The sequence below is a fragment of the Nocardia sp. 2TAF39 genome, assembly GCF_052114905.1.
In the GTDB taxonomy this organism is placed as follows: Bacteria; Actinomycetota; Actinomycetes; order Mycobacteriales; family Mycobacteriaceae; genus Nocardia.
Window position 1 is genome coordinate 102,641 of record NZ_JBFRFQ010000002.1, and the last position, 17,917, is coordinate 120,557.

General features: G+C 67.6%; 15 protein-coding genes and 4 tRNA genes. 16 read left to right on the forward strand and 3 right to left on the reverse strand.

Annotation, left to right across the window (positions count from 1 at the left end; all coding sequences use genetic code 11):
• Positions 1–13: 13 nt before the first annotated feature.
• The 3 genes from AB4Z47_RS01975 to AB4Z47_RS01985 all read right to left on the reverse strand — a co-directional run bounded on the left by AB4Z47_RS01975 (position 14) and on the right by AB4Z47_RS01985 (position 279).
• Positions 14–88: transfer RNA gene (locus AB4Z47_RS01975), tRNA-Val, on the reverse strand.
• Position 89: 1 nt separating this feature from the next.
• Positions 90–160, reverse strand: a tRNA-Cys gene (locus tag AB4Z47_RS01980).
• Positions 161–206: 46 nt separating this feature from the next.
• Positions 207–279, reverse strand: a tRNA-Gly gene (locus AB4Z47_RS01985).
• A 414-nt stretch (positions 280–693) separates the two neighbouring features.
• Between AB4Z47_RS01985 and AB4Z47_RS01990 the strand changes: the two genes are divergently transcribed.
• From AB4Z47_RS01990 to AB4Z47_RS02065, 16 genes are all read left to right on the forward strand, one after another.
• Positions 694–765 (forward strand) — tRNA-Val (locus tag AB4Z47_RS01990).
• 338 nt (positions 766–1,103) lie between these two features.
• Entirely contained in the window at positions 1,104–3,326 is a 2,223-nt protein-coding gene (locus AB4Z47_RS01995; protein WP_441947423.1) for a SulP family inorganic anion transporter, read from the forward strand.
• Positions 3,327–3,610: 284 nt separating this feature from the next.
• Positions 3,611–5,857 carry a SulP family inorganic anion transporter gene (locus AB4Z47_RS02000; protein ID WP_441947424.1) on the forward strand — a complete coding sequence of 749 codons (2,247 nt, stop codon included), beginning with the start codon at positions 3,611–3,613 and terminating at the stop codon, positions 5,855–5,857.
• A 109-nt stretch (positions 5,858–5,966) separates the two neighbouring features.
• The gene (locus AB4Z47_RS02005) at positions 5,967–6,398 is read left to right on the forward strand and encodes a TIGR02611 family protein (RefSeq protein WP_441947425.1); all 432 of its coding nucleotides are present in this window, start codon (positions 5,967–5,969) and stop codon (positions 6,396–6,398) included.
• Entirely contained in the window at positions 6,395–7,006 is a 612-nt protein-coding gene (locus AB4Z47_RS02010) for a (2Fe-2S)-binding protein (RefSeq protein ID WP_441947426.1), read from the forward strand. The genes AB4Z47_RS02005 and AB4Z47_RS02010 overlap by 4 nt, the downstream gene beginning before the upstream one ends.
• Before the next feature lie 412 nt (positions 7,007–7,418).
• Complete coding sequence (thrS, locus tag AB4Z47_RS02015) at positions 7,419–9,482, forward strand: threonine--tRNA ligase (RefSeq protein WP_441947427.1); 2,064 nt, start codon at positions 7,419–7,421, stop codon at positions 9,480–9,482.
• A 67-nt stretch (positions 9,483–9,549) separates the two neighbouring features.
• Positions 9,550–10,152, forward strand: coding sequence for an HIT family protein (locus AB4Z47_RS02020; RefSeq protein WP_441947428.1), 603 nt, complete (start codon positions 9,550–9,552; stop codon positions 10,150–10,152).
• A 20-nt stretch (positions 10,153–10,172) separates the two neighbouring features.
• Positions 10,173–10,868 carry a phosphatidylinositol phosphate synthase gene (pgsA, locus tag AB4Z47_RS02025; RefSeq protein ID WP_441947429.1) on the forward strand — a complete coding sequence of 232 codons (696 nt, stop codon included), beginning with the start codon at positions 10,173–10,175 and terminating at the stop codon, positions 10,866–10,868.
• An 85-nt stretch (positions 10,869–10,953) separates the two neighbouring features.
• Positions 10,954–11,922, forward strand: coding sequence for a phosphatidylinositol mannoside acyltransferase (locus AB4Z47_RS02030; RefSeq protein ID WP_441947430.1), 969 nt, complete (start codon positions 10,954–10,956; stop codon positions 11,920–11,922).
• Positions 11,919–13,043: a glycosyltransferase family 4 protein gene (locus AB4Z47_RS02035; RefSeq protein ID WP_441947431.1), complete on the forward strand. Its 1,125-nt coding sequence runs from the start codon at positions 11,919–11,921 to the stop codon at positions 13,041–13,043. Before AB4Z47_RS02030 ends, AB4Z47_RS02035 begins: the two co-directional genes overlap by 4 nt.
• On the forward strand, positions 13,043–14,083 hold the full coding sequence (locus AB4Z47_RS02040; protein WP_441947536.1) for an NUDIX hydrolase: 1,041 nt from the start codon (positions 13,043–13,045) through the stop codon (positions 14,081–14,083). The genes AB4Z47_RS02035 and AB4Z47_RS02040 overlap by 1 nt, the downstream gene beginning before the upstream one ends.
• Before the next feature lie 55 nt (positions 14,084–14,138).
• Positions 14,139–14,333: a hypothetical protein gene (locus AB4Z47_RS02045; protein ID WP_441947432.1), complete on the forward strand. Its 195-nt coding sequence runs from the start codon at positions 14,139–14,141 to the stop codon at positions 14,331–14,333.
• Between the two features lie 185 nt (positions 14,334–14,518).
• Entirely contained in the window at positions 14,519–15,439 is a 921-nt protein-coding gene (pdxS, locus tag AB4Z47_RS02050; protein WP_441947433.1) for a pyridoxal 5'-phosphate synthase lyase subunit PdxS, read from the forward strand.
• Between the two features lie 24 nt (positions 15,440–15,463).
• Positions 15,464–16,348, forward strand: a complete 885-nt coding sequence (locus AB4Z47_RS02055; protein ID WP_441947434.1) for a LysR substrate-binding domain-containing protein — start codon at positions 15,464–15,466, stop codon at positions 16,346–16,348.
• A 175-nt stretch (positions 16,349–16,523) separates the two neighbouring features.
• Positions 16,524–17,006: a hypothetical protein gene (locus tag AB4Z47_RS02060; RefSeq protein WP_441947435.1), complete on the forward strand. Its 483-nt coding sequence runs from the start codon at positions 16,524–16,526 to the stop codon at positions 17,004–17,006.
• A gap of 169 nt (positions 17,007–17,175) precedes the next feature.
• Entirely contained in the window at positions 17,176–17,910 is a 735-nt protein-coding gene (locus tag AB4Z47_RS02065; RefSeq protein ID WP_441947436.1) for an SDR family oxidoreductase, read from the forward strand.
• Positions 17,911–17,917 lie beyond the last annotated feature (7 nt).

Consider the following 17,917-nt stretch of genomic DNA (forward strand, 5'->3'; position numbering starts at 1 on the left):
ACCTGATATTACGTGGTGCGCGATACTGGGATTGAACCAGTGACCTCTTCCGTGTCAGGGAAGCGCTCTCCCGCTGAGCTAATCGCGCGAGGTGGAGACGGGAATCGAACCCGTGTGCACGGCTTTGCAGGCCGTTGCCTCACCACTCGGCCACTCCACCGCGCAAAGGGGGACGGCGTACCAATGTTGCCTGGCCCTACCTCTCGAGCGGATGACGGGATTCGAACCCGCGACCCTCACCTTGGCAAGGTGATGCGCTACCAGCTGCGCTACATCCGCATTTCGACCTCTCGGGGGCCTGTTCCGGCCTCCGTGGTGCGAGACAGAACATTAGCGGACGCTTCTCGAAAGGTACAAATCCGCTGGTAGAAAGGGGTAAATCGGGGAGGATGCCTACTGTGACCGCAGTGGCATATGTGGTTGGTGAGGGATGAGGGGCTCGTCGGATGGTGCCATCGCCAGACGTGGAGATGACATCGACGAACTCCACTCCGCATGGATCGGGTGCCGGGGAACGAAGTCGGGTCGAGATCAGCCTCAGCTGACTCGAATCGTGTTCGGGCGCCGAGAGGGTGACCGCCTCTCGCCGATGCCTTGGACCGTCCCTGTCCAGGTGGCGATTTGGTGGACCGCCCGTGGTGCGTGCTAATGTTTCGTCTCGTCCGGAGGGCATCCCGCCCGGAATGAAACTCAGGTCTCATAGCTCAGCGGGAGAGCGTCCGCCTCACACGCGGAAGGTCGCTGGTTCGATCCCAGCTGGGACCACTTCATCGAACAAGACCGGTGCGTTCCTCGCCCGGTCTTCTTTCGTCTCTCGGTCGATCGGCATCGCCGATGCGCCGGCGACTCCGGCCGCTGGGCCAAACATGCGACGTCTCTGCAAACCATTTTGCGGCACTGTGACCTGGGTCACAGTTTGGTAGCGGTTGTCCTCGGGGGTAGCAAAAACCTTTCCATGTGCTTTGCGAAGTCTTTACTATCAGTCGGACCTTCGCGTCATGGGTCGCCGCTCCACGAGCGGTCGAGCGGCTCGCCGCACGCATTCGATGCCAGAACATGTTTGACCGATGAACCGGATCGACTCGACCCGGCGAAGGAGAAATATGTCCACCGACACCGATTCCGCACCGCTGACGCCGCCGCGCGTAGGCCTTTCCGCACGCATGGCCAGTATCGGTCGCAACGACCTACCTGCCTCGATCGTGGTTTTTCTTGTCGCCCTTCCCCTTTCGCTCGGCGTCGCGGTAGCTTCGGGCGCCCCCGTCGCCGCGGGGCTGATCGCGGCCGTCGTCGGCGGCGTCGTCGCCGGACTGCTCGGCGGCTCCGCGGTTCAGGTGAGCGGGCCGACCGCGAGCCTCACCGTGGTCGTCGCCGAGAGCGTGCACAACTTCGGCTGGGCCGCAACCTGTTTCATTACCATCGGTGCCGGGATCCTGCAGATCCTGTTCGGGCTCAGCCGTGTGGCGCGCGCCGCACTGGCCATCGCCCCGGTAGTGGTGCACGGCATGCTCGCGGGCATCGGCGTGATCATCGCATTGCAACAGGTGCACGTGCTGCTCGGCGGGAGTTCGCTCAGCTCGTCGTTCGCCAGTCTCGTCGCCCTGCCGAATCAGCTGAGGTCCGTGCACAAGGGCGACCTCTGCATCGGCCTCGTCGTCATCGTCATCCTGATGGCCTGGCGGTTCGTCCCCGGTCGGATCAGGGTGATTCCAGGACCGCTGGTAGCGGTAGTGGCCGCGACTGTGTTGTCACTGGTCGTGCCGACCCACGTCGAGCGCATTGTGCTGGACGGCTCGCTGCTGGATTCCGTCGGCCTGCCTGCGGTGCCCTCCGGTAGCTGGACGGTCATCGTGCTGACCATGATCACGATCGCTCTGATCGCCAGCGTGGAGAGCCTGCTGTCGGCCATCGCAGTGGACAAGGCACGGCCGGGCACCCGTACCGACTTCGATCGAGAACTGATCGGGCAGGGATCGGCCAACGTCGTCTCCGGCCTGCTCGGCGGCCTGCCGATCGCGGCGGTCATCGTGCGCAGCATCACCAATGCGCACGCGGGCGCGCGCAGCAGGGCGGCGACGGTGCTGCACGGAGTCTGGATCCTGCTGTTCGCGGTGGCATTGGCCGGGCTGGTGCGGCAGATCCCCACCGCGGCGCTGGCGGGGCTGCTCATTCTGATCGGTATGCAGCTGATCAAGCTGGCGCATATCCGGCTGGCCAGGCGCACCGGCGACCTCTATGTCTACGCGACGACGGTCTCGAGCGTCGTCTTCCTGAACCTGTTGCAGGGCATGGTGATCGGGCTCGCGCTTGCGTTTGCGCTGCTGTTGTGGCGGGTGGTCCGCGCGACAATCACCGCAGAGCAGATCCCCGGCTCACGGCGCTGGGTGGTCACTATCGACGGCACGTGCACCTTTCTCGCGCTGCCGAAGCTGACCGCGGAACTGGCCAAGGTGCCTACCGACGCCGACGTGACCGTGGAGATGACCGTCGACTTCCTCGACCACGCCTCCTATGAACTGATCACCGATTGGGCTTGTCGGCGCGAATCCGCCGGCAGCACGGTCGAATTCGCCGAGATCGGCAGCGCGCGGATGGCCACGGCCCTGGCCGGACCGCCCGAGCGTGGGCATTCCAGGCAGGTCATCGACCAGGTGATCGGACCGTGGCGGCGCACCGGCAACCGGGAGGATCCGATCGTGGCGGGCATCGCTGCCTACCACCGTGGCCACGCTCATCTCCTGCGCCCACACCTGGACGGGCTGCGGCACCGGCCCGAAGCCGACTCGTTCTTCCTCACCTGCGCGGACGCGCGCATCGTGCCCAACGTCATCACCAACAGCGGACCGGGTGACCTATTCACCGTCCGCAACGTGGGCAACCTGGTCCCGACGCCGGGCGGCGACGTCTCGGTCGAGGCTGCGCTGATCTACGCGCTGGAGAAGCTGGACGTGCGCGCGGTGGTGGTCTGTGGCCACTCCGCATGTGGGGCGATGGACGCACTGCACCGCGAGGTGCAGGCGGGGCCCGGGCTCGGTGACTGGCTCGCCCACGCGCGGCCGAGTCTGGAGCGCTACCGGCTCGGGCATCCGGTGGCCGACGCGGCGGCGCGTGCGGGGTTCGGTGAGGTGGACCAGCTGGGCATGGTGAACGTGGCGGTGCAGCTCGAGACGCTGCATGCGCATCCGGTCGTGCGCAGAGGCACCGAGGAGCGCGGCGTCGCGGTGTCGGGGCTGTTCTTCGACATCGCCACGGCGCGAGTGATCGAGGTCACCATCGACGGCATTGCGGAGTTCGGCGATGAAGAGACCGCGGCGGAGCCGGTCTGACAGCGGCGGAGCGGAAATGCACCGGTCCTGGTACCGGCGCGGCGCGGTTGTGCGGCAGGTCACAGTGATAACGGCGAGCGAACAGTGGGGAATTACACACAATCCGCTAACTTCTCAGGCTTTGCTAAGTCTTTACCAATAGACTTGTTGCGGTTTACATCTCAACCCATCGCTGTGTTGGGAACTACTTCACCGCGAGATGCCGGTTCGCGGTCTTGTGCCCTGCTGGACATGTTGATCGTCAACCGACCTCGGCGAACCTGCCGAGTCGGCGAAGGAGAGTCATGGCTATCGATCACGTAGCCCCGCCACTGTCACCGCCCACAGAGACGGGCTCGGTCCGCAGCTCTGAACCCTTATCCGGCCGCTTCACCTCGATTCTTCGACATGATGTGCCCTCGTCGATCGTGGTCTTCCTGGTCGCGCTGCCGTTGTCCCTCGGCATCGCCGTCGCTTCCGGCGCCCCGGTCGCTGCAGGCCTGATCGCCGCCGTGATCGGCGGTATCGTCGCTGGACTGCTCGGCGGCTCGCTCCTGCAGGTGAGCGGCCCCGCCGCGGGCCTCACTGTCGTCGTGGCCGAGACGATCAGCCAATTCGGCTGGAAGACAACTGGTTTCATTATCTGTGCGGCCGGTCTGCTGCAAATCCTGTTCGGGCTCAGCCGGATTGCCAGAGCGGCATTGGCGGTGGCGCCGGTGGTGGTGCACGCGATGCTCGCCGGTATCGGCATCACCATTGCGCTGCAACAGGTTCACGTGCTGCTCGGCGGTTCGTCGCACAGTTCCGCGTGGAAGAACATCACCGAGCTGCCTGAACAACTGATGTCGCTGCACGGCGGTGGCACATTCATCGGCGTGGTCGTGATCGCGATCATGATCGGCTGGAAGTACCTGCCCGCCAAGGTCCGTGTGGTTCCCGGCCCACTGGTCGCGGTTCTCGCGGGCACCGTGTTGTCGCTGGTATGGCCGACGGGCGCCGAGCGAATCGTCTTGAACGGCTCGCTGTTCGATGCGATCGGCCTCCCGCAGCTGCCCAGCGGAAACTGGTCGGCATTGGTGGTCACCATCATCACCATCGCGCTGATCGCCAGCGTGGAGAGCCTGCTGTCCGCGGTGGCGGTGGACAAGATGCACTCCGGCAAGCGCACCAACTTCGACCGTGAGCTGATCGGCCAGGGGTCGGCCAACGTACTGTCGGGCCTGCTCGGCGGCCTGCCGGTCACCGGAGTGATCGTGCGTAGCGCCACCAACGTCCAGGCGGGCGCGCGGAGCCGGGCGTCGGCCGTGTTGCACGGCGTCTGGGTCCTGGTGTTCTCGGTGGCGCTGGCCTCGGTGGTGGAACAGATCCCGAAGGCGGCGTTGGCCGGTCTGCTCATCGTGATCGGCACCCAGTTGGTGAAGCTGGCGCACGTCAGGATGGCCCGGCGGACCGGCGATCTGCTGGTGTACGCCGTCACAGTGCTCAGCGTGGTGTTCCTGAACCTGCTCGAGGGTGTCCTGATCGGTCTGGGGGTGGCGTTCGGCCTGCTGCTGTGGCGGGTGGTCAAGGTATCCATCACCGCCGCGCAGATCCCTGCCTCGCAGCGCTGGCTGGTCTCCATCGACGGCTCGGCCACCTTCCTCGCGCTGCCGAAGCTGTCGACGGAGCTCGCGAAGGTGCCCGCGGACGCCGACGTGACGGTCGAGATGACCGTCGACTTCCTCGACCACGCGGTCTTCGAGGCCATCGAGGAATGGGCGCGCCAGCAGGCGAACAACGGCGGCAGCGTCGATTTCGTGGAGATCGGCGGCGCCAGGATGGCCAACGCGACCGCGGGGCCGCCCGCGCGCAGCTTCGCCCGTTCGGTCTGGGACGACATTCTCGGCCCGTGGCGCCGCGACGAGGCGCACGCGAACCCGGTTGCGGCGGGCATAGCGGCCTACCACCGCCGCCACGCGCACGTGGTGCGACCGCACCTGGACGTGCTGCGCGATAAGCAGGACCCGGATTCGTTCTTCCTGGCCTGCTCGGACTCGCGGGTCGTGCCGAATGTCATCACCAACAGCGGTCCCGGTGACCTGTTCACCGTGCGCAACGTGGGCAATCTGGTGCCTGTCGAGGGTGACGCGTCGGTCGAGGCCGCGCTGGTCTTCGCGCTCGAGCAGCTCAACGTCCGCTCTGTGGTGGTGTGCGGACACTCCTCCTGTGGAGCGATGGCGGCGCTGCATACCGGGACCGAGGTCCCGGGCGTCGACGCATGGCTCGCGCACGCCCGGCCGAGCCTGGAGCGGTTCCGCCTCGGCCATCCGGTGGCGGTCGCGGCGCAGGCAGCCGGGTTCGGCGAGGTGGACCAGCTGGGCATGGTGAACGTCGCGGTGCAGTTGGAGATGCTGCACCGGCACCCCGCGGTGCGCAAGGCGGTCGCCGAGCGCGGCGTCACGGTGTCGGGGCTGTTCTTCGACATCGCCACCGCGCGGGTCGTCGAGGTGACCGTGGACGGGCTGGCGAACATCGATGATGCTGGTCGCCGCGACGCTCCGGAGCTCGTGTGATCGATGGGGATGGGCGAACCCGACCGGGCTGCACCGCTCGGGCGGGTTCGCCGCAACCGGGCACATGGGAGCGGAATTCGGTGTGGTCGAATTCTCGTACCCTGGGGATGTGACCGCGGATCTGGAAACCAGCTCGACGGACAAGCAGACCGGCTGGCGCGCCTTCCGAACCCGGCTTGCGCGCCGACCTACGCTGAACCTCGCCTACCGGATCGGGGTCGCGGTGGCCGGGGTCGCCGTGCTCGCGGTGGGCATCCTGGCAATTCCCTATCCCGGTCCCGGCTGGGCGATCGTGTTCGCCGGGCTCGGCATCCTCGCCACCGAATTCGCCTGGGCGCGCCGGATACTCGGCTGGCTGCGGGTCAAATACCAGCAGGGTATGGCGTGGTATTCCGCTCAGGGTCCGGTCATGCGAGTATTCGCTGCGTTCGCCACCGCCGCGTTGGTCCTGGCGACACTGTGGGCATTGGGAACGTTCGGGATCGTGGGTAGCTGGATCGGAGTCGAATGGGAATGGTTGCGCAGCCCCATGCAGCGGTGAACAACGTCCCGGGGCGGAGGCTCACCGAGCCCGAGTGGCTGGCCGCGCGGATCGCGGAGATGGGCCGCTCCTGGGGGACCGCATCGCCCCGGATCGCGGGCACGCTGTGGTGGTGCATGGTCGCCTCCGCGCTGGTGGAAGGGATCGCGCGGGCGTACGCGCACGGTGAGCAGGCGCCGGATGCCGCGCTGGACCGGCTGGACTGCGAGGTGCGTTCCGACGGCGGCGTCGAACGGGTGCACAGCCGCTCGGCCGACGAGCCGGTCGGCCGCGCCACGGCGCTGGGCGAAACGCTGGCCGCGGTGATCGCGCCGGTCGCCGAGGTGTCCGGCGCGGGCGTGCCATCGCTGTGGGCGATTGCCGCCGATGCGATCGGCAACCGAGCGCTGGACGCTGGGTCGCCCGACGTGGGCGCGCGGCTGGCTGCCGAAATCGGCGGCAAACTGCCGGCGCCGCGATTCGTCGAGATCGGCGGACGCACCTTTGTGCGCCGCATCTCCTGCTGCCTGGTGTTCGAGCTGCCCGGCTGCGAAATGTGCATCAGCTGCCCGAAACGACCCGCCGCCGAGCGAAATGCATTGCTCGCGGACCTCGCCGCCGAGAACTGAGGAAACACCGTGAATGTTTCGGCCGAAGTGACAACCGAAGTGACAACCGATTTCGTGCGGACATGGGTAACTCGCCGGGTACGCCCAGAACCGGAGTGGCACCCAACGCAGGACTTGAACGCGGTCCTGCGTCACCCGACCAGTTCGGCCTGAAGACCCGGAGAGGCGGGGAGCGCCCAACGCAGGGCCTGAACGCGGGTCCTGCGTCACCCGACCAGTTCGGCCTGAAAACCGGCGAGGTGGGGGACCGCCAAACCTAGGACCTGAACACAAATCCCGCGTCATCCGACTAGTACGGCGTGAAGCGTCGAAGATGCGGGACAGTAGCATGGTCGCGCCGGAGCCAACACGCGATCGGCCCCCATCCAGCGGGAACCAGCCCGCACACGAGAACGCCAAGGAGAGCGCAGCCGTGACCACCTCAGCCCCCATCAGCCCAGTCGCCCTCGTCCGGGTGCCGGCCGGGACGACGGCGGGCGCCGCGGTGCGTGCGGCGGGACTGCCCACCAAAGGCCCGGACACCGTCGTCGTCGTCCGCGTGGATGGTGAGCTGAAGGACCTGTCCTGGACCGCCGACGTCGATGTCGACGTGCAGCCGGTCGCGGCGAACACCGACGACGGCCGCAACGTCATCCGGCATTCCACCGCGCACGTCCTGGCCCAGGCCGTGCAGCAGGAGTTCCCCGACGCCAGGCTGGGCATCGGCCCCTACATCAGGGATGGCTTCTACTACGACTTCCAGGTGCAGCGGCCGTTCACCCCGGAGGATCTGGCCAAGCTGGAATCCAGGATGAAGAAGATCGTCAAAGGCGCGCAGCGGTTCTCGCGCCGGGTGGTCGAGGTCGAGGATGCCAGGGTGGAACTGGTGAAGGAGCCGTTCAAGCTGGAGCTGATCAGCGACAAGTCGGGTATCGACGACCCCGAGGTCATGGAGGTCGGCGGCAAAGAGCTGACCATCTACGACAATCTTGACCCGCGAACCGGTGAGAAGGTCTGGGGCGACCTGTGCCGCGGACCGCACATCCCGACCACCAAGTTCATCCCGGCGTTCAAGTTGACCCGCAGCTCGGCCGCGTACTGGCGCGGTGACCAGAGCCGCGAAGACCTGCAGCGCATCTACGGCACCGCGTGGGAGTCCCAGGAGGCGCTCGACGAGCACATGCACCTGCTGGCCGAGGCCGAGCGCCGCGACCACCGCAAGCTGGGCCTGGAACTGGACCTGTTCAGCTTCCCCGACGAGCTCGGCTCCGGCCTTCCGGTGTTCCACCCCAAGGGCGGTATCATCCGCAAGGAGCTCGAGGAGTACTCGCGACGCAGGCACGTGGCGGCGGGTTACGAGTTCGTCAACACCCCGCACATCACCAAGGGCCACCTGTTCGAAGTCTCCGGTCACCTGGACTGGTACCGCGACGGTATGTTTCCCGCGATGCACCTGGACGCCGAGCTCAACGAGGACGGCACCGTCCGCAAGCCCGGCCAGGACTATTACGTCAAGCCGATGAACTGCCCGATGCACAACCTGATCTTCCGCGCCCGCGGCCGGTCGTATCGGGAGCTGCCGCTACGGCTGTTCGAGTTCGGATCGGTCTACCGCTACGAGAAGTCCGGCGTGGTGCACGGCCTGACCAGGGTGCGCGGTATGACTCAGGACGACGCGCACATCTACTGCACCAAAGAGCAGATGCACAGCGAGCTGACCGACACGCTGCGGTTCGTGCTGGACCTGCTGAAGGACTACGGCCTCGACGACTTCTACCTCGAGCTGTCCACCAAAGACCCGAAGAAGTCCGTCGGCTCCGACGAGATCTGGGAAGAGGCCACCGAGACCCTGTCCAAGGTGGCGTCGGCCTCCGGCCTGCAGCTCGTGCCCGATCCGGGCGGCGCCGCGTTCTACGGCCCGAAGATCTCGGTGCAGGCCAAGGACGCGCTGGGCCGCACCTGGCAGATGTCGACCATCCAGCTGGACTTCAACCTGCCGGAACGGTTCGGGCTGGAGTACACGGCCTCCGATGGCACCAAGCAGCGGCCGGTGATGATCCACCGCGCGCTGTTCGGCTCGATCGAGCGATTCTTCGGTGTGCTCACCGAGCACTACGCGGGCGCGTTCCCGGCCTGGCTCTCGCCGGTGCAGGTTGTCGGCATCCCCGTCGCGGAAGCCTTTGCGCCGCACCTGGATCGGGTTATCGAGCGGTTGCAGGACGAGGGTATCCGCGCGCAGGTTGATCGCAGCGACGACCGGATGCAGAAGAAGATCTTCAACAACACCGCGCAGAAGGTGCCGTTCATGCTGCTCGCCGGTGAGCGCGACGTGAACGCACACGCCGTGAGTTTCCGGTTCCGCGACGGTACCCAGGTCAACGGTGTGCCGATGGACGACGCGGTGGCCACCATCGTCGCGTGGATCGCGCACCGGGAGAACGCGTCGCCGACGGCCGAGGGTTTCGAGATTCGATCAGCGGACAAGGGTCGGGCATGAGCGAGCGAACCGTTGATGCAGCCGCGTTCTCGGTCATGGCGGGGCCGAGTGTCAGCGAGGCGCGGGCATGACCGAGCGCACCGCGCCGGACGGGCTCGCGGATCTCGGCGAGACCGCGGCGTCGGACGAGCAGAAAAGCATCGTGGACACGGGCGCAGGGGAACCGGATCGGCTGCTTCGGTTGTGGACGCCGTATCGGATGTCCTACATCGCGGAGGCGGCCACACCGGGTCCCAAGGATTCGACGGGCCACCCGTTCACGGACATCCCGAAGATGTCCGACGAAGACGGATTGGTCATCGCCCGCGGCGAGCTGGTGTACGTGGTGCTCAACCTGTACCCGTACAACCCAGGGCACATGATGGTGGTGCCCTACCGCAAGGTGGCCGACCTGGAGGACCTCACCGAGGCCGAGAGCGCCGAGCTGATGGCGTTCACCCAGCAGGCCATCCGGGTGATGAAGAAGGTGTCCCGGCCGCACGGCTTCAACGTCGGGCTGAATCTCGGTGGGGTGGCGGGCGGTTCGCTGGCCGACCACCTGCACCAGCACATCGTGCCCCGCTGGGGTGGTGACGCGAATTTCATCACCGTCGTCGGCGGGGTGAAGGTGATGCCGCAACTCTTGCGTGAGACCAGGGCGCTGCTCGCGGCGGCCTGGAAGGAGGCGTAGATGAGCGGGCTGGACCGACTGTGCTGAGCTTCTTCGGCCGCGAAACGTTCGCCAAGGCGACGGCGCCGCTGGGCAGGGCACTGGTCAGCACGGGACTCACTCCCGATGCGGTGACGCTGATCGGCACGACCGCCTCGATTGCCGCCGCGGTCACGTTGTTCCCGACCGGACACCTGTTCTGGGGAACCATCGTGATCTGGCTGTTCGTCATGTTCGACATGCTCGACGGCGCGATGGCCAGGGCGCGCGGCGGAGGCACGAAATACGGTGCGGTGCTCGACGCCACCTGTGACCGGGTGGCCGACGGCGCCATCTTCGCCGGCCTGGCCTGGTGGGCGGTCTTCCATGAGCAGCACAGGCCGCTGTTCTTCGCGACGCTCGTCGTCCTGGTCACCTCGCAGGTGATCTCCTACGCCAAAGCCCGTGCCGAGGCCAGCGGGCTGTCCGCGGACGGCGGCATCATCGAGCGACCGGACCGGCTGATCATCGTGCTGGTAGGCGCGGGATTCACCGGCATCGGCGGCTACTGGGGCATCGACTGGCTCACCTACGCCGTCCACCTGGCGATGTGGATTCTCGCGGTGCTCAGTATCGTCACCGTCTTCCAGCGGGTGCTCGCCGTGCGCAATTCGCCGGGGGCGCGCGACGTGATCCCCTCCGGCCACCCGCGGAATCCGAGCACGGGAGCCGCCGACGCCCCGGGGCTCCCGTCGTGACAACACCCTGTGCCGAGCGCCGATTTGTCGACGAAGGTGCCGGGACATCCGCGGCGGGCTATGGACGAGAGGCGGTGGAGATCGAATGAGCATCAGGGAGCATCTCGGTGCCGCCGGATACGTGGCGGGCTGGCGGCTGGTGCGCGCGCTACCAGAGCAGACGGCCCGGCGGCTGTTCGAATTGGGTGGCGACCGGACCGCCCGGCGTGCCAACCGAGAATTCCACGCCGGCGGTCCGCCGAATCATTTGCGACGCAACCTGGCCCGTGTGCTCGGGGTGCTGCCCGCCGACGTGCCGGACGAGCTGATCCGCGCGAGCATGCGGTCGTATGCTCGGTACTGGCGTGAGGCGTTCCGGCTACCCGCCATGGACCACAAGGCGATCGACTACCGGGTCGACGGGCTGCCGTTCCTCGATGCCGCACTGGACAAGGCCCGCGGCGTGGTCCTGGTGCTTCCGCACTCCGGCAACTGGGACATTGCCGGTGTCTGGCTGGTGCAGCATTACGGCAATCCGACCACCGTCGCCGAACGGTTGAAGCCGGAATCGCTGTTCGAGCGGTTCGTCGCCTATCGGGAGAGCCTCGGCTTCGAAGTGTTCCCACTGACCGGCGGCGAGCAACCGCCGTTCCGGCAGCTGGCGGCGCGCCTGCGGGAGAACAAGATCGTGTGCTTGATGGGCGAGCGCGACCTCACCGGGAGGGGAGTCCCCGTCCAGTTCTTCGGCGAGCGCACCTGGATGCCCGGGGGCGCGGCGAAACTGGCCATCGAGACCGGCGCCGCGCTGCTGCCGGTGCACGCGTGGTTCGAGGTCGATGCTGAAGGCCGCGAGGACTGGGGCCTGAAAGTTGAAGCACCGCTGGATGTTTCCGGTGGCGTGGCGGCGGTTACCCAGGCATTGGCGGACCGTTTCGCCGCGAATATCGCCGCACACCCTGCCGATTGGCACATGCTGCAACCGCTGTGGGAAAGCGACCTGTCCCCGGAACGGCGCGCCAGAATCGCCGCCGCGCAGGCGAGCATTCGGGTTGAACAGGGAGACGGATCGCCATGAAGATCGGCATGGTCTGCCCCTATTCGTTCGATGTCCCCGGCGGGGTGCAGGCGCATGTGGTCGAGCTGGCGCGAGTGTTCATCGAACGAGGGCACAAGGTGAGCGTGCTCGCGCCCGCGGCGGACGACACGCCGCTGCCGAAGTTCGTGGTGTCAGCGGGACGCGCGGTCGCGATCCCGTATAACGGCTCGGTGGCCCGATTGTCCTTCGGTCCCATGGCCTATACCAGGATTCGCCGTTGGATCGACGGCAACGACTTCGACGTGCTGCACATCCACGAGCCCAACGCGCCGAGCCTGTCCATGCTCGCGCTGAAGATCGCCGAGGGGCCGATCGTCGCGACCTTCCACACCTCGACGACGAAGTCGTTGGTGCTGAGCACCTTTCAGGGCGTACTGCGGCCCTACCACGAGAAGATCTCCGGCCGCATCGCAGTCTCCGAGCTGGCGCGGCGCTGGCAGGTGGAGGCGTTGGGGTCGGACGCGGTGGAGATCCCCAATGGCGTCGACGTCCCCGCGTTCGCCAGGGCGCCGATGCTGCCCGGCTATCCGCGCGGGGGCGGGACGGTGCTGTTCCTCGGCCGCTACGACGAGCCGCGCAAGGGCATGGAGATCTTGCTCGGCGCGTTGCCCGACCTGGCGCGCAGGCTTCCGGAGGTGGAGATCCTCATCGTGGGGCGCGGTGACGACGACCGGCTGCGCCGTGAGGCGGGGCCGCTCGCCGGGCACCTGCGCTTTCTCGGCCAGGTGTCCGACGAGGAGAAAGCCTCGGCGATGCGCAGCGCCGACGTCTACGTCGCGCCCAACCTCGGTGGGGAGAGCTTCGGCATCATCCTGATCGAGGCGATGGCCGCCGGAACCGCCGTCGTGGCCAGCGAACTGGACGCCTTCCGCCGGGTGCTGCGCGACGGGGCCGCGGGCATGCTCGTTCCAGTGGGCGATTCGGCTGCCCTGGCCGACGCGTTGTACACCGTCCTCACCGACGAGGTGCGCAGGGAGGCGCTGGTGCACACCGCGACGCAGGTGGTGGGTGAGTACGACTGGCCAGTGGTGGCCGAACAGATCCTGCGGGTGTACGAGACGGTCACCATCGGCGACACCCGGGTACGAGCGGCCGGATGATCACCTTCTCCGCGACGACTGTTCTCGTCCTCGCGCTCATCGCCGCGGTAGTCATCGCGATCGGTCTCTGGGCGTACTCGACCGCCAACCGCCTCGACCGGCTGCATGTGCGCTCCGACCAGTCCTGGCAGGCGCTCGACGCGGCCTTGGCGCGGCGGGCCGTGGTGGCCAGGTCGGTCGCCTTGGCGATCGCGGGCCCGTCCGATCCGACCCTGTCGAAGCAGGCCAGACACCTGTCCGCGCTGGCGGGCCGGGCCGAGCGGGCCGGGCCCGGCGATCGGGAGACCGTCGAGAACCAGCTGTCCTCGGCGTTGTCGGCAGTCGACATCGGCAGCCTGCGCCCCCAACTGGTCGCCGAACTGGCCGACGCCGAAGCGCGCGTGCTCATCGCGCGCCGGTTCCACAACGACGCGGTGCGTGACACACTCGCGTTGCGTACCCGGCGCCCGGTGCGCATCCTGCACCTCGGCGGCACCGCGCCGCTGCCGTCCTACTTCGAGATCACCGAGCGGGCCACGCCCGCCGCGTCCACCGGCCTCGCCGTAGACACCATCCGCACCACCGCCCGCATCGTGCTGTTCGACGAGAACGACCGGACCCTGCTGATGCGCGGCAACGACCCCAAGACGCCGGAGGCGTCGTTCTGGTTCACCGTCGGCGGCGGCGTGGAGCCGGGGGAGAGCCTGCGCGCCGCTGCCGTGCGCGAGCTCTACGAGGAGACGGGGCATCGGGCGGACCCGGACAGCTTGCGCGGCCCGATCTGGCGTCGGGTCGCGGTGTTCCCGTTCAACGGCGATCTGATCCGCTCCGAAGAGTTGTTCTTCACCCTGCGCGTGCGCGGTTTCGAACCGCATGCGGCGAACCAGACTGTGATCGAACGTCGCTCCATCACCGGCCACAAATGGTGCACCGTCCAGGACATCGTCGCGCTGGACCGCTCCTGCGAAACCGTCTACCCGTATCACTTGGACGAACTGCTCGCCGAGGCCGCCGAGGCCGCCTCCGGGTCCGCCGATCCCGAGGTCCGCTCCATCCGCTGACCGGTCGTGCGGGCGTGTGATGTGTTTCACGATCGTGATAGCGTCGCGGTGCATCATGGGCCCGGAGGGTAGTGCTGTCAGGGACGTACTCGAATTCGGCGTCGTGGTCCCGATGCAGGTGGGGCCGATCTCGCTCGGTGTGGAGGTAGTTGATTTCATGTCGTACCTGTTGTTCGATTTCCTGTTGCCCCTCCTCGGGCCCGCCGCGGCGGAGTACTGGGCGCAGTTGCTGGTGGTCGGCCCGCTCTGACGTGGCCCCGGGAGGGCCCGGGCAGACCAGCGGATCGTCGGGAAGGCACGGTTGCCGCGCCTTCCCGACGCACTCCGCGATATCCGAGATCACACCAGGCCAGTCCACTCCAACTGGCTATCAAGTGGTCTTTTGTGGACGCCTAGAATCGTGTCGTTCGAATCCGAGCGACCCGATTGGCGCACATGACTCAGGAGTTAGCCGTGACCACCCCGGAGACCACCCAGACCGTCGGTACCGCCCGCGTGAAGCGCGGCATGGCCGAGATGCTCAAGGGCGGGGTGATCATGGATGTCGTCACCCCCGACCAGGCCAAGATCGCCGAGGACGCGGGCGCGGTCGCGGTGATGGCGCTGGAGCGCGTCCCGGCCGACATCCGCGCGCAGGGTGGCGTGTCCCGGATGAGCGACCCGGACATGATCGAGGGCATCATCGCCGCCGTCTCCATCCCGGTGATGGCGAAGGCCCGCATCGGCCACTTCGTGGAGGCGCAGATCCTGCAGAGCCTCGGCGTCGACTACATCGACGAGTCCGAGGTGCTCACCCCGGCCGACTACGCCAACCACATCGACAAGTGGAACTTCACCGTGCCGTTCGTCTGCGGGGCCACCAACCTGGGTGAGGCGCTGCGCCGGATCACCGAGGGCGCGGCCATGATTCGCTCCAAGGGCGAGGCTGGTACCGGTGACGTGTCCAACGCCACTACCCACATGCGCAAGATCCGCCAGGAGATCCGCAAGCTGTCGTCGCTGCCGGAGGACGAGCTGTTCGTCGCGGCCAAGGAGCTGCAGGCACCGTACGAGCTGGTCCGCGAGATCGCCGGGACCGGCAAGCTGCCCGTCGTGCTGTTCACCGCGGGCGGCATCGCTACCCCGGCCGATGCCGCGATGATGATGCAGCTCGGCGCCGAGGGCGTGTTCGTCGGCTCCGGCATCTTCAAGTCCGGCAACCCGGCACAGCGTGCCGCCGCGATCGTCAAGGCCACCACCTTCTACGACGACCCGGACGTGCTGGCCAAGGTGTCGCGCGGTCTCGGCGAGGCCATGGTCGGCATCAATGTCGAGGAGATCGCGCAGCCGCACCGGTTGGCCGAGCGTGGCTGGTGAGCACCGGCCGGTAGCGTCTGCCGTGTGGAGGTGCGGCAGTTGCGATACTTCGTGGTCCTGGCGGAGGAATTGCACTTCCGCCGGGCCGCGGAGCGATTGTTCATCTCGACGCCCACCCTCAGCCAGCAGATCAAGGTGCTGGAACGCGAGCTGGGCGGTCCACTGCTGCTCCGGGAACCCCGGGTCGAGCTGACCGCCGCCGGTGCGGTGCTGCTGAGCACCGGCAGGGATGTGCTGCGCGCGATGGACGAGGCGATCCGGGAGACCAGGCGCGCGTCCGCCGCGGGTGCGCCGGTGTTGCGGCTCGGCCTGCTGAACGGTGTTCCGCCGTGGCTACCGACACGCATCGAAAATCTCCTCGCCGCCGGATTGCCCGGCACACGCATGGTGCTCACCGGAGGGACCACCGCCGATCAGGTTCGCTTGCTCGATGACGACGAAATCGATTTTGCGCTGGTCCGCACACCGGTGGACCTGCCAGAGCGCTTCGCGCAGCGTCCGGTTGCGCGCGAGGAACTCGGCGTCCTGATGTCGGCGCGCCATCCGCTTGTGGGCACCGAGATGCTCGACCCGGCCGACCTCACCGGCCAGGAACTGATCTTGTTCGCACGCGAATCGGCTGCGGGCCTGCATGATTCGCTGCTGCGCGCGCTCGCCGATCGGGGTGCCCGGGTTCGGCTCAGCGACAGCGCGATGGGGCACGCGCAGATGCTCGCGGTGCTGCCGTCGCGGCCCGACATGATCGGGCTCAGCTCTGCGCGCGCGGCCGACCTGCCCGGCCTGGCTTGGCGGCCGCTGCGCGGCGCACCGCTCGTGGTGACCTACGCGGCCGCCTGGCGTGCCGCCGTTCGCCATCCCGCGGTCGCGGCACTGGTCGCCGCGCTGGCGGGCGAACCGTCGGCAGGGTAGCGGCCCGAGGGGCGGCGTTACGCGGATTCAACCCTCACGGCGCCTAGAATGTTGTCTCAGAGTTCTCACAATCGCGCTCAGTAGCTTCGCAATCAGATGGCCCCTACGGGCCATGTCGTGCCCTCTCACCGTCGGGATCGATCCGAACGCAAAGGACGAACAGTTGAAGCTTCGCATGACCGGACGCCTCGTCGTCGCAGGCCTGGCCACCGCGGCCACCCTGAGCCTGGCGGCCTGTGGCAGCGACGACAAGAGCGACACGCCCAAATCGGCCCGTACCACGACCAGCGCCACGGCGACCGCGAATACGCCTGCCCCGCCCACCGCCGACCAGCTCAATGCTCTGCTGCAGCGCGCGCTCGATCCGGCGGTGCCGAACGAGGAGAAGGTCGACCTCGTGCAGGGTATCGAGGCCGACCCCGGCCTGCCGAACCGCCTGGCCGACGCGTTCAAGCAGGCCAACGCCTCGGCCGTGGTCACGGGCGTCACGGCCTTCGGTGACAGCGTCACGGCGCAGGCCAAGTTCACGATCAACGGTCAGGAGAACCAGGTCGATGTCCCCTTCGTCCAGGAGGGTGGCAAGTGGAAGGTGCAGAAAGCCTGGGCCTGTCAGGCGCTGAGCAACCTCAACCAGCAGTCCCCGGCCTGCGCCGCCTGACCGATATCCGCGGTTGCCGCTGATCGGCGGCAACCGATCCAGGCCCGGCCGCCGCACGACGCGGCGGCCGGGCCGTCCAATGTGCGCTACTTGCGGTGTTAGTTCACGACTAAGGCGAGTTCGGTAGTGCGACATGGACAGTCGGCCGCGCCGATGGTCGGCTGGAGGCATGACAGCAAGAACGACAACACCGGAACGCGTCGTCATTGTGGGTGGCAGTTCCGGTATGGGACTCGCCATGGCCGCCGCGCTCCTCGCCGACGGTGCGGAGGTCACGATCGCGGGCCGCTCGGCCGAACGGCTCGCCACCGCCGAGCGCGCCCTTGCCGAAGGGCCGGGCACGGTGCGCACCGCGGTCGCCGACATTACCCGCGAAGCCGACCTCGAGCGTCTGTTCACCGACCTCGGACCGGTCGATCACGTGGTCGCCACCGCCGCCGACGCCACCGGCGCATACCAGCCGGTGGCCGCGTTCGACGCCGACCTGGCCCGGAGCCTGATATCCGCAAAGCTGATCGGCCCGACCCTGCTCGCCAAACATGCGCGGTTCGTCTCCGGCGGCTCGCTCACCTTCACCTCCGGTATTGCCGCCTACCGCCCGGCTGCCGGCGGTGCCATGGTCGCCGCCGTCAACGGCGCCCTCGCTTCGCTCGGCTACGCCTTGGCCATCGAGCTCGGCCCCGTCCGTGTCAACGTGATCTCCCCGGGCTGGGTCGACACCCCGATCTGGGACACCATCGCAGGCCCCGCGAAAACCGAACGCCACCGGCAACTCGCCGCGCGCCTGCCGGTCGGCCGCATCGGCCGACCCGACGACATCGCCCACGCCATGCTCGCCGTCATGCGCAACCCGTTCATCACCGGCACTGTGCTGCACGTCGACGGTGGCCACCGCCTGGTCTGACCTGCGC